The organism is Actinoplanes sp. M2I2, from assembly GCF_023544445.1.
GTDB lineage: Bacteria > Actinomycetota > Actinomycetes > Mycobacteriales > Micromonosporaceae > Actinoplanes.
This window is the reverse complement of sequence record NZ_JALPVJ010000009.1, coordinates 292,062-314,321: the sequence shown is the minus strand read 5'-3', so window position 1 is coordinate 314,321 and position 22,260 is coordinate 292,062. Positions and strand designations below refer to the sequence as shown.

At 72.7% G+C, this 22,260-nt stretch carries 22 protein-coding genes; 11 read left to right on the top strand and 11 right to left on the bottom strand.

Features of this window, described 5'->3' with window-relative positions; genetic code table 11:
• Nucleotides 1-71 precede the first annotated feature (71 nt).
• Nucleotides 72-1,385 carry a GH1 family beta-glucosidase gene (locus tag HJC40_RS20570; protein ID WP_250002881.1) on the bottom strand — a complete coding sequence of 438 codons (1,314 nt, stop codon included), beginning with the start codon at nt 1,383-1,385 and terminating at the stop codon, nt 72-74.
• A 109-nt stretch (nt 1,386-1,494) separates the two neighbouring features.
• On the opposite strand from HJC40_RS20570, the gene HJC40_RS20565 reads away from it, so the two are divergent.
• Both HJC40_RS20565 and HJC40_RS20560 read left to right on the top strand, forming a co-directional pair.
• Nucleotides 1,495-1,857 carry a nuclear transport factor 2 family protein gene (locus HJC40_RS20565; protein WP_250002880.1) on the top strand — a complete coding sequence of 121 codons (363 nt, stop codon included), beginning with the start codon at nt 1,495-1,497 and terminating at the stop codon, nt 1,855-1,857.
• Between the two features lie 130 nt (nt 1,858-1,987).
• Nucleotides 1,988-2,359 (top strand): ATP-binding protein, encoded by a 372-nt coding sequence (locus HJC40_RS20560; protein ID WP_250002879.1) that lies wholly within the window; start codon nt 1,988-1,990, stop codon nt 2,357-2,359.
• A gap of 84 nt (nt 2,360-2,443) precedes the next feature.
• Here the strand turns inward: HJC40_RS20560 and HJC40_RS20555 are convergent, their stop codons facing one another.
• From HJC40_RS20555 to HJC40_RS20545, 3 genes are all read right to left on the bottom strand, one after another.
• Nucleotides 2,444-3,244 carry a SigB/SigF/SigG family RNA polymerase sigma factor gene (locus HJC40_RS20555; protein ID WP_250002878.1) on the bottom strand — a complete coding sequence of 267 codons (801 nt, stop codon included), beginning with the start codon at nt 3,242-3,244 and terminating at the stop codon, nt 2,444-2,446.
• Nucleotides 3,245-3,458: 214 nt separating this feature from the next.
• A complete protein-coding gene (locus HJC40_RS20550) occupies nt 3,459-4,250 on the bottom strand; it encodes an inositol monophosphatase family protein (RefSeq protein ID WP_250002877.1) in 792 nt (263 codons plus the stop codon).
• Between the two features lie 30 nt (nt 4,251-4,280).
• The gene (locus HJC40_RS20545; RefSeq protein ID WP_250002876.1) at nt 4,281-4,760 is read right to left on the bottom strand and encodes an isoprenylcysteine carboxylmethyltransferase family protein; all 480 of its coding nucleotides are present in this window, start codon (nt 4,758-4,760) and stop codon (nt 4,281-4,283) included.
• A gap of 54 nt (nt 4,761-4,814) precedes the next feature.
• Between HJC40_RS20545 and HJC40_RS20540 the strand changes: the two genes are divergently transcribed.
• The gene (locus HJC40_RS20540) at nt 4,815-5,450 is read left to right on the top strand and encodes a TetR/AcrR family transcriptional regulator (RefSeq protein ID WP_250002875.1); all 636 of its coding nucleotides are present in this window, start codon (nt 4,815-4,817) and stop codon (nt 5,448-5,450) included.
• 184 nt (nt 5,451-5,634) lie between these two features.
• Here HJC40_RS20540 and HJC40_RS20535 read toward each other — a convergent pair whose 3' ends face one another.
• Nucleotides 5,635-6,465: a hypothetical protein gene (locus HJC40_RS20535; RefSeq protein WP_250002874.1), complete on the bottom strand. Its 831-nt coding sequence runs from the start codon at nt 6,463-6,465 to the stop codon at nt 5,635-5,637.
• 232 nt (nt 6,466-6,697) lie between these two features.
• Between HJC40_RS20535 and HJC40_RS20530 the strand changes: the two genes are divergently transcribed.
• Nucleotides 6,698-7,231: a sigma-70 family RNA polymerase sigma factor gene (locus tag HJC40_RS20530; protein WP_250002873.1), complete on the top strand. Its 534-nt coding sequence runs from the start codon at nt 6,698-6,700 to the stop codon at nt 7,229-7,231.
• On the top strand, nt 7,228-7,944 hold the full coding sequence (locus HJC40_RS20525) for an anti-sigma factor (protein ID WP_250002872.1): 717 nt from the start codon (nt 7,228-7,230) through the stop codon (nt 7,942-7,944). Before HJC40_RS20530 ends, HJC40_RS20525 begins: the two co-directional genes overlap by 4 nt.
• Before the next feature lie 41 nt (nt 7,945-7,985).
• Here HJC40_RS20525 and HJC40_RS20520 read toward each other — a convergent pair whose 3' ends face one another.
• The gene (locus HJC40_RS20520; RefSeq protein WP_250002871.1) at nt 7,986-8,603 is read right to left on the bottom strand and encodes an NADPH-dependent F420 reductase; all 618 of its coding nucleotides are present in this window, start codon (nt 8,601-8,603) and stop codon (nt 7,986-7,988) included.
• A gap of 124 nt (nt 8,604-8,727) precedes the next feature.
• Nucleotides 8,728-10,002 (bottom strand): polysaccharide lyase family 1 protein, encoded by a 1,275-nt coding sequence (locus HJC40_RS20515; protein WP_250002870.1) that lies wholly within the window; start codon nt 10,000-10,002, stop codon nt 8,728-8,730.
• Nucleotides 10,003-10,757: 755 nt separating this feature from the next.
• Between HJC40_RS20515 and HJC40_RS20510 the strand changes: the two genes are divergently transcribed.
• Together HJC40_RS20510 and HJC40_RS20505 are read left to right on the top strand one after the other, a co-directional pair.
• Nucleotides 10,758-12,917 (top strand): hypothetical protein, encoded by a 2,160-nt coding sequence (locus HJC40_RS20510; protein ID WP_250002869.1) that lies wholly within the window; start codon nt 10,758-10,760, stop codon nt 12,915-12,917.
• Between the two features lie 70 nt (nt 12,918-12,987).
• Nucleotides 12,988-13,734, top strand: a complete 747-nt coding sequence (locus HJC40_RS20505) for a hypothetical protein (RefSeq protein WP_250002868.1) — start codon at nt 12,988-12,990, stop codon at nt 13,732-13,734.
• A 19-nt stretch (nt 13,735-13,753) separates the two neighbouring features.
• On the opposite strand, the gene HJC40_RS20500 is transcribed toward HJC40_RS20505, so the two are convergent.
• Nucleotides 13,754-14,752 carry a LacI family DNA-binding transcriptional regulator gene (locus HJC40_RS20500; RefSeq protein ID WP_250002867.1) on the bottom strand — a complete coding sequence of 333 codons (999 nt, stop codon included), beginning with the start codon at nt 14,750-14,752 and terminating at the stop codon, nt 13,754-13,756.
• 133 nt (nt 14,753-14,885) lie between these two features.
• On the opposite strand from HJC40_RS20500, the gene HJC40_RS20495 reads away from it, so the two are divergent.
• The 4 genes from HJC40_RS20495 to HJC40_RS20480 are packed head-to-tail and all read left to right on the top strand — an operon-like array spanning nt 14,886 to nt 18,671.
• Nucleotides 14,886-16,037: a Gfo/Idh/MocA family protein gene (locus HJC40_RS20495; protein ID WP_250002866.1), complete on the top strand. Its 1,152-nt coding sequence runs from the start codon at nt 14,886-14,888 to the stop codon at nt 16,035-16,037.
• Nucleotides 16,034-17,137, top strand: a complete 1,104-nt coding sequence (locus HJC40_RS20490; protein ID WP_250002865.1) for a DUF993 family protein — start codon at nt 16,034-16,036, stop codon at nt 17,135-17,137. Before HJC40_RS20495 ends, HJC40_RS20490 begins: the two co-directional genes overlap by 4 nt.
• The gene (locus HJC40_RS20485) at nt 17,134-17,937 is read left to right on the top strand and encodes a sugar phosphate isomerase/epimerase (protein WP_250002864.1); all 804 of its coding nucleotides are present in this window, start codon (nt 17,134-17,136) and stop codon (nt 17,935-17,937) included. Before HJC40_RS20490 ends, HJC40_RS20485 begins: the two co-directional genes overlap by 4 nt.
• Nucleotides 17,934-18,671: a PmoA family protein gene (locus tag HJC40_RS20480; protein ID WP_250002863.1), complete on the top strand. Its 738-nt coding sequence runs from the start codon at nt 17,934-17,936 to the stop codon at nt 18,669-18,671. Before HJC40_RS20485 ends, HJC40_RS20480 begins: the two co-directional genes overlap by 4 nt.
• On the opposite strand, the gene HJC40_RS20475 is transcribed toward HJC40_RS20480, so the two are convergent.
• The 3 genes from HJC40_RS20475 to HJC40_RS20465 all read right to left on the bottom strand — a co-directional run bounded on the left by HJC40_RS20475 (nt 18,668) and on the right by HJC40_RS20465 (nt 22,210).
• A complete protein-coding gene (locus HJC40_RS20475) occupies nt 18,668-19,582 on the bottom strand; it encodes an endonuclease/exonuclease/phosphatase family protein (protein ID WP_250002862.1) in 915 nt (304 codons plus the stop codon). The two genes, HJC40_RS20480 and HJC40_RS20475, sit on opposite strands and share 4 nt — an antisense overlap.
• Before the next feature lie 38 nt (nt 19,583-19,620).
• A complete protein-coding gene (locus tag HJC40_RS20470; RefSeq protein WP_250002861.1) occupies nt 19,621-20,007 on the bottom strand; it encodes a hypothetical protein in 387 nt (128 codons plus the stop codon).
• Between the two features lie 304 nt (nt 20,008-20,311).
• Nucleotides 20,312-22,210, bottom strand: coding sequence for a S41 family peptidase (locus HJC40_RS20465; RefSeq protein ID WP_250002860.1), 1,899 nt, complete (start codon nt 22,208-22,210; stop codon nt 20,312-20,314).
• Between the last annotated feature and the right edge of the window lie 50 nt (nt 22,211-22,260).

Genomic DNA, 22,260 nt, shown 5'->3' with positions numbered 1-22,260 from the left:
CGATGATAGGACGGCCGGGAAAGGGCGGACCCCGACGCCGCGATACCTGACAGGATTCTGACGAGCGCGGGTCAGGAGCCGGTCAGGGCGGCCCGTAGCCAGTGGTAGGAGTCCCTCGGCGTACGGGTCAGGGTCTCGAAGTCGACGTGGACCAGCCCGAAGCGCTGGCTGTAACCCTCGGCCCACTCGAAGTTGTCGAGCAGCGACCACACGAAGTAGCCGCGCACGTCGACGCCGGCGGCGATGGCGTCGTGCACCGCTCGCAGGTGGGCGTCGAGGTAGTCGATGCGGAACTGGTCGTGCAGGCCGGGATCGGTCGAGCAGCCGTTCTCGGTGACGTAGACCGGGGGCAGCGCGTCGCCGTAGATCTCCCGCGACCCGGTGAGCAGGTCGGTGAGCCCGGCCGGCACGACCGGCCAGCCGAACGCGGTGGTCGGGTAGCCCTCGATCGGCCGCAGCTCGAAGGGCAGCGGCGACTCCCCGGACGGGGCTCCGACGGCGGTGGGGTTGTAGTAGTTGATGCCCAGCGCGTCGAGCGGCGTGCGGATGATGTCGAGGTCACCCTCGCGCACCACGTCGCCCAGGGCGCCGGTGAGGAGATCGGGATACGAGCCGAGCAGCACCGGATCGTTGAACAGCCGGTTGTGGAAGGCGTCGTAGACGGCCGCGGCGGTGACGTCGCCCGCGTCCTCGCCGACCGGCCGGACCGGCGTGCAGTTGTTGGTGATCATCACTTCGGCGGCGCCCGCGGCCCGGAGAGCCCGGGTGGCCAGCCCGTGCGCCAGCAGCTGGTGGTGCGCGACCGGCAGCGCGTCGAGCAGCAGGGCGCGGCCCGGGGCGTGCGTCCCGTACGCGTACCCCTGCGCCATGTGGACGACCGGCTCGTTGAGCGTGATCCACCGGCGTACGCGATCGCCGAGCCGGGTCACCACGTGCGAGGTGTAATCGGCGAAATACGCGGCCGTGTCGCGGGACAGCCAGCCACCCCGGTCCTCCAGCGCCTGCGGCAGGTCCCAGTGGAACAGCGTCGGCACGGGAACGATGCCCCTTGCCAGCAGCCCGTCGACCAGCCGGTCGTAGAAGTCGAGGCCCGCCGTGTTCGGCCCGCCGGACCCGGTCGGCTGCACCCGCGGCCAGGCGATGGAGAACCGGTAGGCCCCGGCCCCGAGCCCGCTCAGCAGGTCGAGGTCCTCGGCCGAACGGTGGTAGTGGTCGCAGGCCACGTCGCCGGTGTCGCCGTTCAGCGTCCGGCCGGCGGTGTGCGAGAAGGTGTCCCAGATGGAGGTCCCACGCCCGTCCTCGTGCACCGCCCCCTCGATCTGGTAGGAGGCCGTGGAGCAGCCGACGAGAAAGCCGTCCGGGAAGCGGGGCAGCGGGTCCACCATGCCCCGAGGCTAATGCCGGCGCCCGAGCCTCGGGCACCACCGCCCGCGGCCGGTGTGGTCGAACGGCAACGTCTGGACGCCGCCGGTTGATCCGTGATCTTCTAGCCCGATGAGCACTGTCGCTGACCTCGCCCGTCGCAACCTGCTGGGCGTCTTCGCCGAGCGTGACCCCGGCCGGCGGGCGGCCGTCATCGAGGAGCTGTACGCCGAGGACGTCACCTTCTCCGACCCGGACGAGGTCGTCGTGGGCCGCGACGCGCTCAACGAGAAGGCCCAGCGCCTGCTCGACCAGGCCCCCGAGTTCGTGTTCACCCCGGCCGGCGAGGTGCGGGTCAGCGGCAACCTCGCGATGCTGGCCTGGCATCTCGGCCCGGCCGGGCAGCCGCCCGTCGCCAGCGGCATGGACATCTCGATCATCGAGAACGGCCGGATCGCCCACCTCTATACGCTGCTCGACCCGCCGGTGACCTGACGGGGGAGCCGCGCGGGCCACTCGACGAGCCAGTACATTGGGTCAGCTGTCGAACGCATCGAGCGACCGCCGCCGCCGGCCACGGTGGGCCGGGGCGTAAGTCGTGGGAGAAAGGGTAGATAGAGCCGCTATGGAATCGCTGCGGTTGCCTTTCACCGACCGCACGGACCTGCGCTCCCTGCGGGGCGGCGCCCGCCAGGTCCTCGGCCAGCTGCAGAGCCCCGACCTCGTCGAGGACGTGCTTCTGGTGATCACCGAACTGGTGGAGAACGTCATGCAGCACACCGACGACGGCGGTGAGCTGGTGGTCCGCCGGCGCGACGACGCCGTACGGATCGAGGTCGCCGACTCCAGCCCCGAGCCGCCCCGGCAGTATCCTCCGGACCCCCGCCGCATCGGCGGACGCGGCATGTTGCTGGTCGCGGCGATGACCCGCGAATGGGGCACGCACCCGCTCGACGGCGGCAAGGTCGTCTGGGCCGACGTGCCGCTCAGCCAGTGACGTGCCGCTCAGCCGGTGACGTGCCGCTCAGCCGGTGACGTGCCGCTCAGCCGGTGAGGTCCACCGGCTGAGCGGTCGCGGTGACTACTGGTCGCCGAGCTGCCCGCGCAGCTTGACCAGGGCCTTGGTGAGCAGCCGGGAGACGTGCATCTGGGAGATGCCGACCTGCTCGGCGATCTGCGACTGCGTCAGGTTGCCGTAGAAGCGCAGGTGGACGATCCGCTGCTCGCGCTCGTCCAGCGTCGCCAGGGCCGGGGCCAGCGCGACGCGGAACTCGGCCACCTCGAACTCGCGGTCCTCGCCACCCAGGGTCTCGCCGAGCTCGGTGTTGCCGTCGGCGCTGACCGGGGTCGAGAGGCTCGTCGCGTTGTAGGCGCGGGCGCCCTCCAGGCCTTCGAGCACCTCCTCCTCGGTGATCCCGAGGTGCGTGGCGACGTCGGCGACGGTCGCGGACCGGCCGAGCTGGTGGCTCAGCGTCGCGTTGGCGGCGGTGATGGCCAGGCGCAGTTCCTGCAGGCGGCGCGGCACCCGGATGGACCAGGTGCGGTCGCGGAAGTGGCGCTTGATCTCGCCGACGATCGTCGGGATGGCGTAGCCGGCGAAGTCGACCCCGCGGTCGGCCTCGAACCGGTCGACCGACTTGATCAGCCCGACGACGGCCACCTGGAACAGGTCGTCGGCCGGTTCGCCCCGACCGGCGTAGCGCTGCGCGAGGTGACGGGCCATCGGAAGCCAGGCCTCGATCGCGCGGTCGCGCAGGGCCGGCCGCGACGGGTGGCCGGCGGGCAGGGCGGCCATCGCGGTGATCAGTTCACTCGCGGTGTCCGTGCTGGTCAGATCGACCTTGCCGGTGCCGGCGGTGCGGGTCGAGGTGGTGACGGTCATGTACGAGGCTCCTTCTCCACGGACGGCCGGTTCGGCCGCCTGCATCGCCGCCTCTTGTGCCCGCCACCCAGGTGGACCCAAACTCACCCGAACAGGTGGGACATGCCGACTTTCGGCCGATACCGGTTCCTCCTTATGAGTCGTTGGCGTACCTACTAGCGGCCGGGCGTTGCCTGCTGTCCGCGGGTCGCCTTGCCGGGCGTCGGCCCACCTGCTAGCCGGCGTCCGGCCGGAGAGTCCCGCGCACCCGCTCGGCCAGGGCGGACCACAGCGCCGGGGCGGCCCCGACGGTGAGCTCGGTGGTGAAGTCCGGACCGTGGCCGCCGAGGACCACGCCGGCCTCCCGCGCGACGAGGGCGCCGGCCGCGATGTCCCACAGGTTCGTGTCGAGGGCGAGGCCGCCGTCCAGCCGCCCGGCCGCCTGATAGACCAGGTTGAGCGCGGCCGGCAGCCGGCGGATGTCGCCCGCCACCGGGAGCAGGTCCCGGATCACCCGGCCCGCGCGCTCCTTGGTCGCCGGTCCGGGCTGGAAGCTGACACCGATCAGCGCCTCGCCCAGCGGTGGTCCGCCCGACACCGTGATCCGCTCCCCGTTCAGGAACGCCCCGCCACCGTCGACGGCGCTGAACGTCTCGCCGGCCACGGGCTCGTGCACGACCGCCACCCGGGCCTGGTCGCCCTGATAGAGCGCGACACACACCGACCAGGGGCCGGTGCGGCTGATGTAGTTGCGGGTGCCGTCGAGCGGGTCGACGACCCACGTCCAGCCGCTCGTGCCGGACCGGCCGTGACCCTCCTCGGCCTGCATGGCGTCGTCGGGCCAGTGCTCGTGGACGGCGTCGACGATGAGGCGTTCACTGGCGATGTCGACGTCGGAGACGACGTCGTTGGCGTGCGCCTTGGGGGCACCCACGCGCAGCGTGTCGCGCCGCTCGATCTGCAGCCGGCCGGCCCGGACGGCCAGGTCGGCGGCCAGCTCACGGGCTACTTGAAGATCACGATCCATTCGGATCACCCTATCGAACGCGCCGTTCCGCTAGAGCCATCGGCGTACCCGGCGCTGGTAATCGGTGTAGGTGCGGCCGAACCGCCGGGTCAGGTAACGCTCCTCGGGACGGATGACCAGCCGGTGCACGGCCATGATCACCAGCGGCCCGAGGACGGCCGGCCACCAGGAGCCGATCATCAGCGTCAGGCCGAGGTAGAGCACGGCGAGCCCGGCGTACATCGGGTTTCGCGACAGCCGGTAGACCCCGCCGGTCAGCAGGGTGCCGACCGGGTGGTGCGGCACCAGGGTGGTGCGGTGCCGCACCACTGTGGCGACGCCGGCCGAGGTCAGCGCCAGGCCGGCGACCGCGATCACCCCGCCGGCGACGAGGGTGGCGGGCCGCGCGCCGATCGGGAGCGCGACCGCTTGGTCGAGCAGGACGCCGGCGGCCAGGCCGGCGGCGTAATACAGCGGCGGCGGGATGCGCATCACTTCGGCGCCTTGTCGCGGTTCTGCCGTGGCCGACATCGGTACCCCTTAGATAGAGTGAGACTCTAACCAATAGAGCACTACACTCACCTCGTGGCTGTCAAGAGACGGTACGAGTCGGCACATCGACAGGAGCAGGCCCGGCAGACCCGGCAGGCGATCCTGGAAGCGGCGTCGGCCCTGTTCGTCGAGCCGGGCTACGCCGCCACTCCGCTGACCGCCGTCGCGGCCGGGGCCGGCGTGGCGATCCAGACCGTCTACAAGGTCTTCGGCAGCAAACAGGCGTTGCTGTCCGCGCTGGTCGATGTCACGGTCGCCGGCGACGACGAGCCCGTGGCGCTGCCCGATCGCCGATTCGTCGACGAGATCCGGGCGCTCCCCGGCGTGCGGTCCAAGCTCGAGCGCTACGCCCGCCACCTGGCCGGCGTCCACGACCGGCAGGCCCAGGTGATGCTCGCCCTGGCGGCCGCCGCGACCGCCGATCCCGAGGCGGCGGCGATCTGGCACAAGAATCTGGACGACCGCCGCCACGGCATGACCATGTTCGCCGCCGAGCTCCTCGCCACCGGCGAGCTGCGGCCGGACCACACCGTCGACACCGCGGCCGACGTGCTGTGGCTGGCCATGGACGTGCGCAACTACGACTGGCTCGTGCGGCAGCGCGGCTGGCCGGCCGAGCGCTTCCACCGCTGGTATGTCGACACGGTCAGCGCGGCCCTGCTGCCCTGACCGGGGCCGGGGCCGGGGTCGGGGTCGGGGTCGGGGTCGGGGCCAGGGTCGGGGTCGGGGTCGGGGTCGGGGGCCAGAGCCAGAGCCGGAGCCAGGGCCGCAGCCGCGGTCGGGGCCGGGTACGAACACAGTCGCGCCCGGCGGTCGGATGACCGCCGGGCGCGCCCCCGATGGGTGCGAGCTGCTATTTGGTGGTGCCGCTGGAGGCCAGCGGCCCCGGGATCGCGGCGGTCTTGCCGCCGTCGGGCTTGATGGCGAACCACTTGCCGTTCAGGCCCTGGCCGTTCAGGTCGCCCGCCTTGGCGTCGGCGACGAAGTAGTAGACCGGCCAGCCGTTGATGGTCACCTGGCACGTCCCGTCGCCGCGCTCGACGAAGCCGACCGTCTTCGGGTCGACGCCGTCCGGGAAGATCTTGCCGGGGGAGCGGATCAGCAGCGGCGGCCAGGCGGTCGCGCAGTCGCCCTTGCAGGTGGTCTTGGGCGGCTTGTTGCTGTCGTTGTCGAAGCGGTAGAGCGTGCGGCCGGCGCCGTCGGTCACGTAGGTGCCGATCTGCCCGTTGTCCTGGGTGTTCAGCTCGACCGTCTTGCTGCCGGCGGTGCGCGACTTCGGCGGCGTGATGTCCGCCTGGGACGGGCCGCTGAAGATCTTGACCCAGCGCTGCGTCTTGGCCACCGTGGGCGAGGCGTCGGGCTCCGGGGCGGCTTGCTGCTCCTCGTCGACCTGGGCGTCCTCGTCGGCGACCGGGACGCTCGCGGTCGGCGCGGCGGTGGGTTCGGCAGTGGGTTCGGCAGTGGGTTCGGCCGTCGGGGCGACCTCGTCGACCTGCGCGCCGGCCAGATCGGGCAGCTCGCCCGGGCCCTGCGGGTTCAGCGGCGCCTCGGAGGCCTGCACCGCCACCGGCACCGGCAGGTCGGCCGCGGCGTCGGTCGGCGCGGCCTGGTTGCCGCAGGCCGCCACGCTCGCCAGACCGGCCAGCATGGCCACGACGTACATCGTCCTGCTCCGCTTGATCATGGCTCGCTCCATCTCAGTACCCGTTCGCCGGTGCCCGTCCAATGGGGATGCCCTCCACACGCCCGGCTCCTCGGAGCGGTTCACCGGGATGTGCCACTTTCCGGAAAATCTTGATCCGGGGAGGCGATGGGGCGCGTACTCCCGGTAGCCGCGGCGCAGTACTTTCATCGATGTCGTCATACGCCTGCGAAGCAGACGGCACCGGAGAAAAGTGCCGCGGGGAGAGAAACGGATGCCGTCGAGCAGACAGAGACCACACCGGGAGGTGGCCGATGAGGCGCTGGTCAGATCGTTGTTCCAGGAACACGGCCGGGCCATGCTCGCGTACGCCACGCAGCTGACCCGCGACCGCGCCGCCGCCGAGGACGTTGTCCAGGAGGCGCTGGTGCGCGCCTGGCGGCACCCCGACAGCCTCAACAACGGCAAGGGCTCCGTCCGCGGCTGGCTGCTCACGGTCTGCCGCAACATCGTGCTCGACCAGATCCGCGCGCGGAACAGGCGGCCGCCCGAGGTGGCCGAGAGCCCGCCCGACGCCGCGGTCGAGCAGGACCACTCCGATCGGGTGGTCACGTCGATGGTCGTCGTCGACGCGCTCAGCCGGCTCTCGTCCGAGCATCGTGAAGTGCTCGAACAGGTCTATCTGAGAGGCAACACGGTGGCCGAGGCCGCCGAGGTGCTCGGCATCCCGCCGGGCACCGTGAAGTCGCGGTCCTTCTATGCGCTGCGGGCCTTGCGCGAGGCCGGCACGGAACGGTTGGCATCATGAGCACGCCGGAGAGCGCGCCGATCAACGACCACGTCGACCTGGCCGGTTACCTGCTGGACATGCTGTCCGAGGAGGAGAAGGCCCGAGCCGACGAACACCTGTCCGGCTGCTCCGAGTGCCGGGCCGAGCGGGACTCGCTTCGGCAGTGGTCCGACCAGCTGGGCGCGGTGCCCGAGGAGATGCTGCTCGACGGCCCGCCCGAGGACGCCGATCTGGTGCTTCAGCGCACGCTGCGTCAGGTGCGGCGGGAATCGTCCGGCCACCGCTATCGCCGGCTGGCCGCGGTCACGTCGATCGCCGCCGCGGCCGCCGCCGTCGCGATCGCCGGCGGGGTGCTGGTCGGGCGGGGAACGGCGCCTCCCGCGGAGCCGGTGGCCCAGCCCACGGCGACGCTGTCGGTGCCCGCGGGCGCCCGCCTGGGGTCGGCCACCGACGCCTCCACCGGGGCGCGCATGCAGGTGGCGATGACCCCGGCGGCCGGCTGGGTGCGGGTGACGGCCACCGTCGGGGGCATCCCGGCCGGGGAGAAGTGCGTGCTCGAGGTGGTCGCCCGGGACGGGACGACGGCCTTCGCCGGCAGCTGGCTGGTGTCGCCGGCCGGCGAGTCGGGCGGCACGACGCTCAACGGCAGCGCCCTCATCGATCCCGAGCAGGTCCGGTCCGTACGCGTCGTCAACACCAGCGGCAAGCAGTTCGTCACGGTCGACGTCTGAGCCCGTCCGCCGGGCTCAGCCCGCTCAGCTTGTACAGCAGCTCAGCGCAGGGTGACCAGGGCTTCGGCCAGGGCGTCCTTGGCGTGGAAGACGTCGATCTCGGTCCTCTGCAACGGCCCGCCGGGCTCGGTGAGGCGGGCCGCCTCGGCCCCGCCGGCGTAGAACGGCGCGAAGCCCATGTCGCGGATCAGCGTCGAGGCGGCCTGACGGGCGTCGCGCAGGTCGGTGCAGACGAACTCGGCCAGCAGCGGGTCGTGCCCGCGCCGGCGCTGCAGCACGTTGGCCGGCAGCGTGTTGAGCGCCTTGGCCCAGTGCGCCTTGGGCGCCAGGTGCATCAGGCTCTCGAACCCGCTGGGCGCGCCGTCGAGCAGCGGACCGGTGGGGTTGGTGGCGTCGATGACGATCTTGCCGTCGAGTGTCGTGCCGGCCAGCTCGATCGCCTCGGGCGCCGACTCCCAGTTGGGCGCGAAGAGCACCACGTCGGCGAACTCGACCGCCGCCGGCACCGGCAGCGCCGTCCCGTGCCCGCCGAGGTGACTCACCACGTCGCCGAGCCGCTCCGGATGCCGCGAGGTGACCGCCACGTCATGGCCGCCCTCCACACACCACTCGGCGAGGGTTGCGCCGAGCTGTCCTGCCCCGATCACGCCGATGTGCATGCCCACAGCGTGCCCGGTCCCGGCGGCCGGCGAGGGCCGAACTGTCATTTTCGCCGGCCGTGATCCGGGGCCTGACCTGCGTCGTTTCGCTAAACAGCCGGTACCGGCCGCGTCGGTTGGCGGCTCAGCGCAGCACGCGGCGGATGCCGGCGCCGGCACTGACGAGCGCCGGCACGGAAGCGGTCGGATCGACCCCCGTACGCAGGACCGGGGTCCAGCCGGCGTCCGGGGCGAGGTCGGGGTCGTGGGCCGCGTTGTAGGCCGCCACCAGGTCGACCGGGCGAGGCGCGTTCCCCGAGACCTGCACGAGCGAGCCGCGCTCGGTGATCCGGGTTCCCTTCCAGTACGCGATCACGTCCGACGCGGGCACGTCGGCGCTCAACCGGAAGTAGTTGTTCTCGGCGTAGATGCTCGACTCGACGCCCACGCCGAGCGAGTAGCCGTACTCCTCGTCCGTGGCCACATAGAGGTTGTTGTAGACGTCGACCTGCCCGAACCGCACCCGCGGCGCGCGCTGCACGACGTTGCCGAAACGGTTGTGGTGCACGGTGACGCGCAGCTTGCCGACGTCGACGCCCGGCGTGTCCGTCGAGCCGATCAGCATCGTCTTGTCGTGGTCGTAGTAGTCGTTCCAGGACACCGTGATCAGGTCGGAGCCGCGGATGAAGTCGGTCGCGCCGTCGTGCACCTGGTAGGGCCGGCCGAAGTACAGCGGCTGGTCGGCGTCGTGGTTGTTGCCGTCGCTGAAGGTGTTGTGGTCCAGCCACACGTTGGTCGCGCCGCTGAGCGACACCAGGTCGTAGAGCGAGTTCCAGTTGCCGGCCGAGCCGTCGGTCGGGTCCCAGGCCGGGAAGCAGTCCGCGGCGTCGGTCACCTCGAGGTTCCGGACGATCACGTTGCTCACGTTGGTCAGCACCAGGCTGCCGTGCTCGAGCCGGCCGCCGTCGAGACCGATGATCGTCGTGTTGCTGCCCACGACGACCCGGATCTGCTCGGACTGGGCGCGGGCCGAACGCACCCGGGCGTCCTCGACCGGGCCGGTGGGACGGGTGGTCCAGCCCTCGTACGCGGCCAGGAAGGCGTCGAGCGAGTATTCCGGGTCGGCGAAGTCCTGGCAGCTCCGGCCCTCACGCAGGTCGATCCGGCCCCGCACGAAGACGATCTTCGGGGTGTTGCCGGCGACGGCGGCCACGAGCTCGTCCCGGTCGCGGGCGACGAACACGTCGGCGTCGCCGGCCGCCGAGCCACCGGTCGTGCCCGCGCCGGCCGACGCCCAGCCGTCGCCGGGCGAGATGCCCTGCCGGGCCAGGGCGAGCGCCGCCGGAGGGACGGCAGGCGCCGCGGGTGGGGGAGCGAAAGCCAGCAGAACAGCGGCGACAAGTGACGTGGCAATGGGCATGGCGGATCCTCTCGGCGATCGCCTGACGTGCGGGTAAGCGCTTGCCGCCACGGTCACACGCCGGTCGACCACCGTCAATGGATGGAGTGACGCAGGAAATTTGCAGACGGAACTCTGAAATAAGCGTCTCTTGAACGAATATTTCACAACGGGGTAGATCGAAGCCCTTCGTCCGTGATATCCACTGAGGACGCAACACCGATCGCGCGCGCGGGAATGCCGGGAGACTCGTCCCTGGCCCCGCCGACGGGCTGAGGACCGGGGTGCGTCGACCCGCCAGTCGGCGCACCCCTCCCGCCGCGGGTCGGGACCGGGGTGGCCGCCGGTGCCACCGGCAGGCCGGAAATAGATCAACCAAATTGGCACACGCCTATTTCGGATAACTGTCCTACGTGGCCGGACGGGCGCGTAATCTACCGACGCTCGTCGATACGGGGGCGACGATCCAGCCGACTTGGCGCAGGTAGGGGCCGATCTATGGCTCGTGTCCTCGCTATCGTCGGTTCCTGGTTGGTGCGCTCCCGCCGTTTCCGCACGCGATAACGGGAGGTCACGTGCACCACTACCATTCACCGCGAGACAGAAAGATCGTCGGCGCCGCCTTGCTGGCCCTGGCCGCCGGCGCCTTCGGGCTTCCGGCGCCGGCTGCCGCAGCCCCACCGACCGCAGCGCCACCAACCGCAGCTGTGCCCGCCGCGGCCGATTGCGATTCGGCGCCCTCGGAATGGACCCGCTGCGCCACGGTCGGGGCGACGTTGAGCGCGGCCCCGGCCGTCGGGCAGAAGGCCCGGCTGAGCTTCACGGTCGACGCTCAGATCCCCCTGGACGACCTGACGGTGCGGGTCGCCCTGCCGGCGCCGCTGACCTGGGCCGAGGTCCCGGCCGGGTTCACCGCTGCCCGGACGGCGTCCAAGCTGCCGTCCGACCTGGGCGCGGTCAGCACGATCACCGCCGGGGTGGCCGCCGTTCCGGGCCGTACCCTGCGGTTCGAGGCCGACGTCACGGCGGTCGCGGCCGGAGCGACCGTGCTGCGCGTGCAGGCGACGTCGGCGCGAGGCCCGGAGTACGGCAGCAACGAGTTCCACCTGCCGCTCACGATCGGCGCCTCGGCGCGAGAGTCGCGGCTGGGACTGGCCGACGGTGACGTGGCGAAGTCCAGTCCGCCGGGCACCGTGCGGGTGCCGGCCAACCCCTCGGTGCCATATCGGCCCGCCAGCAAGGCCGGCCTGCCCAAGCCGTTCAGCGACGACCCGGCCTCGCCCGGTGCGGCCGTCGAACAGCCGACGTGCGTCACCGCGACGCTCGAGTACCTGGACAACAACGGCGTCCCCCACCCGTCCAAGAACCTGCAATACCAGGTCTGGGACGAGGACACGTTCGGCGACGACCTGCTGGCCTCCGGGCTGGCCGACGGGCAGGGCTCGTTCCGCGCCTGCTTCGACAACAACGACGGCCTCGGCGGTGGAGGTCAGGACGTCTACCTCCGAGCCGTCACCGAGGGCTCGCAGTACAAGGTCGAGAACGACGACGACGACCCGTATCAATACGACACGGCGACGCGGAACAACGTCGGCACCGGCCGGACGATCGGGTTCGGCACCCTGCGGCCCACCAACGCCGCGCAGATGCCCGCCTACCACGCGTTCGACACGGCCGACACCGCCGCGGCCTGGACGCCGGGCGACTGCTGGGACGAGCGCGACACCAACTGCCAGAACATCGACATCGAGTGGGAAGCGGGCATCAACCGCGGTGCCTTCTACGATCCCCGCGACGACGAGGTGCGGCTGGGCGCGCCCGACCCGGGTGAGCCGTGGGTGGTCGTCCACGAGCTCGGGCACGGCGTGATGGACGACGTCTACGAGGACAACATGCCGCCGAGCGAGCAGCCGGCCTGCCGCACCCACTTCGTCACCCGGCAGTCCGGGCCGATCTGCGCCTGGGTCGAGGGCTTCGCCGACTGGTACGGCACGGCGGTGCTCAACAACCCCGACATCTCCGGCGGCCGGGGCAACATCGAGACCGCGACCTGGGGCACGCCCGGCTGGGACAACGGCGATCAGGTGGAGGGCCGCGTCGCCGGCGCCCTGTGGGATCTGGTGGACACGGCCGACGACGGCACCGACACCTACAACGACAGCCTGACGAACGTCTGGGACACCTTCCTCAACGCCCGCGTGACCACGTTCGCCGGCTACTGGGCGACCCGGGGCCAGGAGAACAAGCAGGTCGGCGATCCCGCGCTGGGGTCGCTGTTCCAGAACACGATCGACTACGGCTACCGCCAGCCGCTCACCGACGGCGCGGCGGTCCGGGGCACGTCCCCGCCCGCCGAGCACAACTACCGCTACGACACCCGGCACCAGGCCTGGTCGGTGGTGGCGGTGCGACCGCCGACGGGCGCCGACGACGACCTGCGCCTCTACGACGACCGGGCGCTCACCCAGTTGCTCGGCACGAGCGCGATCGGTACCGACACCGTCGACTTCGTCGCGGTCAACTCGTCGCCCGGGCACCGGCCGCTCGGCGACTACTACCCGCAGGTCCGCCGGCTGGCCGGCACCGGCGAGTACGTCGTCCAGCTCTCCGACAACGGCGAGCTGCTCACCGGCACGGCGACCCGGCAGCTGGGCGCGGGGGACGTGGTCACGTCCTGGACCTCCTGTCTGACGGCCGGCCAGCAGGTGACGTTCACGGTCACCCCGGGCGCCGCCGCGCAGGACCCGGAGTTGTTCCTGGTCGAGTCCGGCGGCACCGAGCCGGACGTCAAGGCCCGTGGCGCGGCCATCGCCGCGACCCCGGCCGGCCCGGGTCAGCCGGAGCAGGTCGGCTACACGGCGCCGGCGGACGGCTGCGTCGGCGTGATCGTGGTCAACAAGGCCGGCGCCGGCACGTACACGGTGGCCCGGTCCTGAGTTGAGGGTTCCGGTGGGTCTCGCGAGGGGCCCATCGGAACCCGTTCACCCCGGAGAGCGTCCGACAACGATGAACCGCAGACTGCCGCTGTACGCCGGCCCGATCCTGTTGTTGCTGTCGGCGTGCGGCTCGGATGAGCCTCCGCGCCGGCCGACGGACCCGGCGACCGCGATCGTGACGGTGGACCGGGGCGGTGGCCTGGCGCCACCCGTCGAGCAGTGGACCCTGCCGGATTTCACGCTCTTCGGGGACGGAACCGCGGTGGTGCGGGGCGAGACCCGCGGCGCGGTGCTCAGCGGCGTCCGGCGCACCGTCCCGGCCGACCGGATCACCGAGTTGTACCGTCTCGCGCAGGAGGCCGGTCTCTTCCAGGGACGCGTTCACGACAGCGACATCGTGGACGGCGACGTGCTCACCGTGCGGATAGCCGACGAGGCGGGCACCCACGAGACCACTGTGGCCGGCCCGGATGCGGACGACGGCGGTGACCGGGGGGAGGTGGTGGCGTTCGCCGACGCCGCGCTCGGCAGCGGCGCCGACGCCGGCGAATACCGGCCGGAGCGGTACGCGGTGCTGGTCCCGGCCGGGTCGGACGGTCGAGGCGAGGCCCGGCCGTGGCCGCTCGCCGTGCCGTTGTCCGGGCTCGCGGGGGCGCCGTCGCAACCCTGCCAGGTGCTCGGGCCGGCCGAGGCGGGGCCGGTGCTCGCCGCGCTGGGCGACGCGGGCCCCGACACCCGCTGGGAGTCCGAAGGCCGCCGGGTCGCACTGGTGATCCGCCCGTTGCTGCCCGACGAGCGGACGTGCGCCGATCTGTGAGCCCGGCCGTGCCCGGCTGCTACGGGGCGGCCCAGGTGCTGTCCCGGCGGATCAGCTCGGCGCCGACGTGCTCGATCCGGGGCGGTGACCCCGGCGGCGGCGGGTCGAGGGCCAGCTCCATGGCCCGCTCGCCCAGTTCGGTCAAGGGCAGTCGTACGGAGGTCAGCGCGGGCGTGACGTCGCGGGCCACGGGCATGTCGTCGAAGCCGACGACGCTCAGGGCGCGGCCCGCGCCGCGCAGGGCGGCCAGCGCGCCGACGGCCATCGAGTCGTTCAGCGCGGCCAACGCGGTCAGGCCGGGCTCGTCGGCCAGCAGCCGCGCGGCCGCCGCCTCGCCGCCGTCGCGGGTGAAGTCGGCGTGGACCACGCGCAGCGTCCGGTCGTGGGCCGCGGCGGCCCGTCGCAGACCGGCCAGGCGGTCGGCGGTGGTGGTCAGCGCGGCCGGGCCGGCGATCACGCCGACCGCCGTGTGGCCCAGCTCGAACAGGTGCTGCCCGGCCAGGAAGCCGCCCTCCTCGTTGGCCGGCAGCACGGCGTCGGACGTGTGCGAGTGGCGGCCGATCACCGCGATGCGCCCGCCGGTCGTCTCGAAGGCGGTCAGGCGGTCGTGCAGCTCGGTCTCGGCGTCGGAGGAGAGGTATCCCGAGCCGGCCACCACGATGGCCGCGACCTGGTGGGCGTGCAGCAGGTCGATGTACTCCAGCTCCCGCGCGGGCTCGCGGAAGGTGTTGCAGATGATGACCAGGCGGCCGTGGGCCGTGGCGACGCGCTGCAGGCCGCGGGTGATCTCCGCGAAGTACGGGTCGGAGACGTCGTGCACCAGCACGCCGACCGCGTTGCGGTTGGAGCGGGCCAGCATCTGGGCGTGCGCGTTGGGCACGTAACGCAGCTCGGCCACGGCGGCCAGCACGCGCGTCCGCAGCTCCTCGGTGACCGGCTTCGAGCTGCCATTGATGATCCGCGATGCGGTTGCGGTGGACACCCCGGCCCGGCGCGCCACGTCGGCCAAGGTCGCCACGCCCACCCCCACGAGAGTCCCGATGTCGGTCGGAGGATACCGCCGCCGGTCTTGCCCGCCCGGCGGCACGCCCGTACGGTATCAGGAAAGCGCTTACCTCAACGTTTTCCAGCTCCGAGCCGGAGGCATACCCATGGACCGCACCCCCCTCGGCATCGTCCTCAACGGCGTCACCGGCCGCATGGGCCTGCGACAACACCTGATCCGCTCGATCTTGGCCATCCGGGCCGACGGCGGTCTGCCGCTGCGCGACGGCACCGTCCTGTGGCCCGAGCCGGTGCTGGTCGGCCGGAGCGAGGCCAAGCTGCGCGCGCTGGCCGAGCAGCACGGGCTGACCGACTGGACGACCGACCTGCCCGGCGCGCTGGCCCGCCCCGACGTGCGGATCTACTTCGACGCCCAGGTCACCTCGGCCCGGGTCAAGGCGCTGCGCGCGGCGATCGAGGCGGGCAAGCACATCTACACCGAGAAGCCGGTCGCCGAGAGCCTCACCGAGGCGGTCGACCTGGCCCGCGAGGCCGACGCGGCCGGCATCAAGCACGGCGTGGTGCAGGACAAGCTCTACCTGCCGGGTCTGCAGAAGCTGCACCGGCTGGTGCGCAGCGGCTTCTTCGGGCGCGTCCTCTCCGTACGGGGGGAGTTCGGTTACTGGGTCTTCGAGGGCGACTGGCAGGGCGCCCAGCGTCCGTCGTGGAACTACCGGGCGGCCGACGGCGGCGGCATCACGCTCGACATGTTCCCGCACTGGCACTACGTCCTCGAGCAGATCTTCGGTCCGGTCAACGCGGTCACCGCGCGCTCGGTCACGCACATCGACCGCCGCTGGGACGAGGCCGGCGAGCCCTACGCGGCCACCGCCGACGACGCCGTCTACGGGCTGTTCGAGCTCGACGGCGGGGTCATCGCCCAGATCAACTCGTCCTGGGCCGTCCGGGTCAACCGCGACGAGCTGGTCGAGTTCCAGGTCGACGGCACCCACGGCAGCGCGGTCGCGGGCCTGCACCACTGCCGCATCCAGCCCCGCGGGGCCACCCCCAAGCCGGTCTGGGACCCGGACGTGCCGACCGCGCAGCGCTTCCGCGAGCAGTGGCAGGAGGTGCCCGACAACGAGGTCTTCGCCAACGGCTTCCGCGCCCAGTGGGAGCAGTTCCTGCGGTACGTCGCCGAGGACGGCCCGTACACCGGCGACCTCTGGGCCGGCGCCCGCGGCGTGCAGGTGGCCGAGCTGGGCCTCCGGTCGTCCCGCGAGGGCCGCCGCCTGGAGATCCCGGAGCTGAGCCGATGACCGTCGAGTTCAGCGGTCACGGCGCTCAGTACCGGGCTCAGGGCGCCTTCACGAGCCGCATCGCGTACGCCGCCGCACCGGTCACGGCCGACCCGCACGCCGAGAACATCCCGGGCGCGCCGGCCGCGCTCGACTGGGACGCGACGCTGCGCTTCCGTCACCACCTCTGGTCGTACGGCTTCGGGGTGGCCGAGGCGATGGACACCGCCCAGCGCGGCGCCGGGCTCGACTACCCGGTCACCCGCGAGCTGATCCGGCGCAGCGCGGCCGAGGCCCGGTCGGCCGGCGGGGCCGTCGTCGCCGGCGTGGGCACCGACCAGCTGCCGCCCGGCCCGGCCACGATCGACGAGATCACCAAGGCCTATCTGGAGCAGCTGCACGACGTACGGGACGCCGGCGCGACTCCGGTGCTGATGTGCAGCCGGCACCTGGCCGCGGCCGCCCGCGACGCCGATGACTACAAGCGGGTGTACGGCGAGCTGCTCGCCCAGTCCGACAAGCCGGTGCTGCTGCACTGGCTGGGCGAGGCGTTCGACCCGGCGCTGGCCGGCTACTGGGGCCGGCGCGAGACGGTGCTCGAGATCATCGACGAGCACCGCGACCGTGTCGAGGGCATCAAGCTGTCGCTGCTCGACGCGGAGTACGAGATCGAGATGCGGCGGCGGTTGCCGGCGGGCGTTCGCATGTACACCGGGGACGACTTCAACTACCCGTCGCTGATCCTCGGGGACGACCACGGCCATTCCGAGGCGCTGCTGGGCGTGCTGGCGGTCATCGCGCCGCCCGCCGCGGCTGCGCTCCGGGCACTCGACGAGGGCGACGTCCCGGCGTACGAGCGGATCCTGGGTCCCACGCTGCCGCTCGCCCGGCACCTGTTCGCCGCGCCGACCTACCACTACAAGACCGGCATCGTCTTCCTCAACTGGCTGGCCGGGCACCAGGACCACTTCACGATGGTCAACGGGGCCCAGTCGGGACGGTCGCCGCGGCATCTGCTGACCCTCATGAGACTGGCCGACGAAGCCGGGCTGCTACCGGACGCCTCGCTCGCGGCCCACCGGGCCGGCGCCTGGCTGACGACGGTGGGGCTGGACGCATGAGGGGCTTCTCGCTGAACCAGGCCACCACCAAGCGGTGGCCGCTCGACGACCTGGTGGCCGGGTGCGTCGAGGCCGGTGTGGGCGCGGTCGGGCTGTGGCGTGAAGAGGTGTCGGAGTACGGGACCGACAAGGCGGCCGCGCTCGTCCGCGACGCCGGCCTGACCGTCTCGTCGCTGTGCCGGGGTGGCTTCTTCCACGAGAGCCACTGGTACGACGAGAACCGGCGCGCCATCGAGCAGGCGGCCACCCTCGGCACCGACACGCTCGTGCTCGTCAGCGGCGGCCTGCCCGGCACCAGCCGCGACCTGGACGGCGCCCGCCGCCACGTCGGCGACGCCATCGGCGCGCTGGTCCCCGACGCGCTGGCCGCCGGCGTCCGTCTGGCCATCGAGCCGCTGCACCCGATGTTCTGCTCCGACCGGTGCGTGGTGGCGACCCTCGACCAGGCGCTGCAACTGGCCGCGCCGTACCCCGCCGAGGCGGTCGGCGTCGTCATCGACACCTATCACCTGTGGTGGGACGACAAGGTGTGGGACGGCATCGCCGAGGCCGGCCGGCAGGGCCGCCTGGCCGCCTTCCAGCTGGCCGACTGGATCACGCCGCTGCCGGCGGGGGTCCTGCTGGGCCGCGGGCTGCCCGGCACCGGGTCGGTCGACCTGCGCCGGTTCGCCCGGGCGGTGCGCGAGACCGGCTACGACGGCCACGTCGAGGTCGAGGTCTTCCACGAGGACGTGTGGGCCCGGCCGGGCGCCGCCGTCCTGGCCGAGGCGATCGCCGGCTACCAGGCGGCCGTCGCGTGAAGTCGCTGCAGGTCGGCGATGTCGAGGTGGCCACCTACGTCGTCGACCCGCCCCTCGACATCCGCCTGGCCCCGCGCCCCTACCTGCATCCCGTCCGCACCCTCGGCGGCACGGTCGTCACCGACGAGTTGTGCTTCGACCACCCGTGGCACCTGGGCGCGTCGGTGACGCTGGCCGACGTGAACGGCCGGAACTTCTGGGGCGGCCGCACCTTCGTCCGCGACCGGGGCTACACGTGGCTCGAGGACCACGGCACCGTCCGGCACGACCGCTGGGACGGCGACACCGAGCTCCTGCGCTGGTGCGACGGCGACGAGCGCACGGTTCTGACCGAACGCCGCCGGATCGCGGCCTCGCCCGCGCCCGGCGGCTGGGAGCTCTCCTTCCGGTACGCCCTCACCGCGCCCGACGACCAGCCGGTCACCCTGGGCAGCCCGGCGACCAACGGCCGCACCGGCGGGGCGGGCTACGGCGGCTTCTTCTGGCGCTGCCCGAGCGCGGACACGGCGGTGGCGGACGCGGAGCACGGCAGCGCCGCCCCGGCCCTGACGCTGACCGTCGGCGACAACTACGCCCTGACGTTCCGGGGCCTGGCCGCCGACGACCGCTGGTTCGTCCGCACCGGCGACTACGTCGGCGTCTGCGCCGCTCTCGCGTACGAGAAGCCGCTCCTGATCCCGGCCGGCGACACCCTGACCCGGCATCTGCGGGTGCTCGTCCGCGACCTCCGCTAAGACGCCCGGATCCGCGCCGCGATGGGGAGGTGGTCGCTGCCGGTGCGGGGGAGCGACCACAACGACGTCACGGTCAGCCCGCGGCCGAGGATGTGGTCGATGCGGGCCACGGGAGCCCGGGCGGGCCAGCTGAAGGCGAACGCCGCGTCGGTGTGCACGAGCTCGGTGACCGGTCGCAGGCCGCGGTCGTCCACCGTGCCGTTCAGGTCGCCCAGCAGCAGCACCCGGTCGTGCGGCTCGGCCGCCAGCGCCGCGCCGAGCCGGTCCGCGGCCTCGTTCCGCGGTCCGGTGGCGAAACCCTTGACCCCCATCCGTACGGACGGCAGGTGCGCGACGAAGACGGCGATCTCGCCTCGCGGGGTGCGGACCACCGCGCGCAACCCCCGGTTCCAGTCGGCCCCGAAGGCGCGCGGCCGGATGTCGAGCGGCCCGACCGAGGCGAAGGGATGCCGCGACCAGAGGGCCACGGTGCCGTGCACGGCGTGGTACGGGTAGGCGGCGCCGAACGCCGCCTCGTACGCCGGAACGCTCTCGGGCAGCACCTCACCGAGCGCCACCAGATCGGGTGACACCCGCAGCAGCTCGCGCACCGTCCCGGCCGGGTCCGGGTTCTCGTCGCTCGCGTTGTGCTGCACGGCGATCAGGTCGTGCCCCCGGTCGTCGGGCCACAGCGCCGGCCCGAACACGACGAGCCAGGCGGTCAGCGGCAGCAGCACGGCCGGCAACGCCACCGCGGGCCGTCGCCACCAGCCGAGCACCGCGAGCACCGGAACGCTCAACCCCAACCACGGCAGGAACGTCTGCACCATGCTTCCCGGGTCGCCACCGACACGGGGGATCAGGCTGTGCCCGGCCAGCACGGCCGCCACGAGCACCGCCAGCACCACGATCACCCATCCACGCCGCCGCACCGATGGATCGTCGCAGGCCGGAGCAACCCGGCTCGGCCCTACTCCGGGAACACGCCGGGCGCCGGATCCTTGCGGAGCCGGTCGCTGATCTCGTGGCCGAGAGCGGTGGTGAGGGGACCGGACGCTTGCTCGGCGAGCGCCGGCCCGTAGAGGTCGGCGGCGGTCTCCACCAGATCACCGACGGTGGCGGTGGCGGCCCGGGCCCGCAGCACCCCGACCCCGCCCAGCACGGCGCCGATCGCCACGGCGGGCCACCACACCACGCCCAGTGCGCCGTACAGCACGGCCCAGCCGGTCAGCGTGGACGCGGATGTGTAGGCGAGCTGGGCGGTGGAGATGTCGGTGCGCAGGTGGTCCGGCAGGACGGTCCAGAGGCGGGGCCAGACGACGGTCGGATCGAGGCCGTACGCACGGTGGACGCGCACGAAGGCGGCCCGCCAGCGGTCCCCGATCCAGGTGGGCGGTCGGGGAACTCCAGGGCGATCGCGTCGCGGCGGGCCAGGGCCTCCGCGATCGCGGGCCTGGTCACCACCTCGGCCGTGGCGCCGGACGTAGCTCCCGCCGTGGTGACGGCCTCGGCCACCAGCGCGTCGACCCGCCGGGACACGCGCTGCCACCGCTCTGCACCACGCCGTCCGCGCCCACCGCGCCCGCCGTCCCGCGCTGCCGACGCAATGGGCCGCCCACGTGCACCACGGCCGCTGACCCGGGCCGCGATCGGCTCCCGCGTCAGTCGGCCAAAGTCTCGAGCGGCCGCAGCGCGTCACCCCGGCGGACGAAGGTGCGGAGCGCGACGCACGTGCCGGCGTCGAAACCCCGTACGCGAACCAGCTCCGCGCCCCCGCAGTTGGCCACCTCGACCGGGCCGGCTCCGTCCGGGCCGGCTCCGTCCAGGTCGGCGCTGTAGCGCGGCCGCCCGTCCACCTCGAAGTCGGCCCGGTCGACGCCCAGCACCTCGAAGACCGCGGTGATCGAGCCCTCGTCCTCGGAGAGCGTGACGTCGAAGCGGCGCGGCGGCGACTTCTCCAGCAGGCCGGCCGCCGCGGTCAGCAGGTCGGCGTCGTCGTGCAGGATGTCGCGGCGGGTGGTGTGGTGGCGTGCGTCGGGCACGACGCCGTAGTCCTCCAGGGGCGTGCCGGCGTTGGCGCCCACGCGGAGCACGCGCCGGATGACCAGCGACAGACCGGCGCCCAGGGGCAGCGGCTTGAACGGCCCGTCGGAGCGGCCGGCCAGCGCGCCGATGAGGTCGCCCAGCTGCCAGACATTGCCGCCGCCGGCGCCGGTGTTGCCGTCGGTGCCCAGCACCGGGCCGATCCCGTTGTCCTGGAAGCCGGCGGCGAAGATGTCGGTGGCCGAGTAGCAGCGGGCGTCGGTGAGCAGCACGACCGGGCCGAAGTAGGCCTGCGGGACCGCCTCGAGCCATTCCCGCTCGGTGAACGGGATGCCGGCCGAGTACGGCGCACCGGACTCCAGCGACTGCTCCATCGACCGCAGCCACGGCCGCAGGTTGTCGTTGCTGCGGCACAGGCGCAGGTTGAGCGACGTCACCGCGAACTGGGCCGGCTCGGGCTCGACCGGACGGGCGGTGAGCGCCTGCAGGCACAGCTCGGAGGCGACGACCGCGCCACCGCCGTTGCCCCGCACGTCGAGCACGAGGCCGTCCGGCGGGAGCACGGCCAGCAGGCGGGCGAACTCCCGGACGAAGCCGACGATGCCGCTCGCGGTCGGCAGGAACGTGCGGATGCGCAGATGTCCGACGGCCCGGCCGCCCACGGTGACGCGCCGCGCCTCGAAGACGGTGGTCAGCTCGGGGGTGACCGGAACACTCTCGGGCCCGGCGGCGGCCGGCCGACCGGCCAGCGCTTCGGGGGCGAACAACTGGGCGCGCAGGTGGGCCAGCTGGGCCCCTTCGACATCGAGCCCCAGCGGCGTGTCGGCCGACGGCGATGCGGAAGACGCGGTCGCGGTCTCGATCGGCGTCGCGCTCCACGTCAGCCGGATCTCGCCGGGCTGCCCGTCCTCGCCCCGGTAGCCGAGGGTGATCCACTCCTCGTCGGGCGGCGCCGCGAACGCCAGCGAGCGGACGGTGAACATCTGCACGGCCCGCGCCCGGCGGGCTTCGGCGTTGGCGCCCGGCAGCCGCTCGGCGAAGCGCTCGACGGCCCGCGCGACGGGCACGCCGTTCCAGTGCGTCACCTCGACGCCGAAGCGGAACCCCCGGTCGTCCAGCTCGGGCTGGCCGGCCTGGCGGCGGCTGACCAGGTAGCGCCGGCGGCCGTCCTCGGTGAACTCCTTGAGCAGGAACGGCAGGAACACGGCGACGCCGTTGAACGGCTGCGGCAGCGTGTACCGGGTGTGCAGGTCGCGCAGCGAGTTGAAGACCTCTAGCAGTTCCCGGTGCGTCGCCCACTCGAGCTCGGCGTCGCCGTCGCGGCCGAGGCGCTGCAGGAGCAACCGCAGGCGCTGCAGCGGGTTGATGCCGTAACGGGCCACTTTGAACGGCAGCAGCGCGTAGTTCTGCTCGAGCAGCAGCAGCGCCTGCTCGACGATCAGCCGCCGCTGATCCGCGGTGAGCCGGCCGACCTCGGTCGTACCGAGGAAATCGGCGAGTGACGTCGTCTGTGTCATCTCCGCAGCGTAGGACGCCCGGGCGGCGACGGCCCTGTCCGATCCGCGAC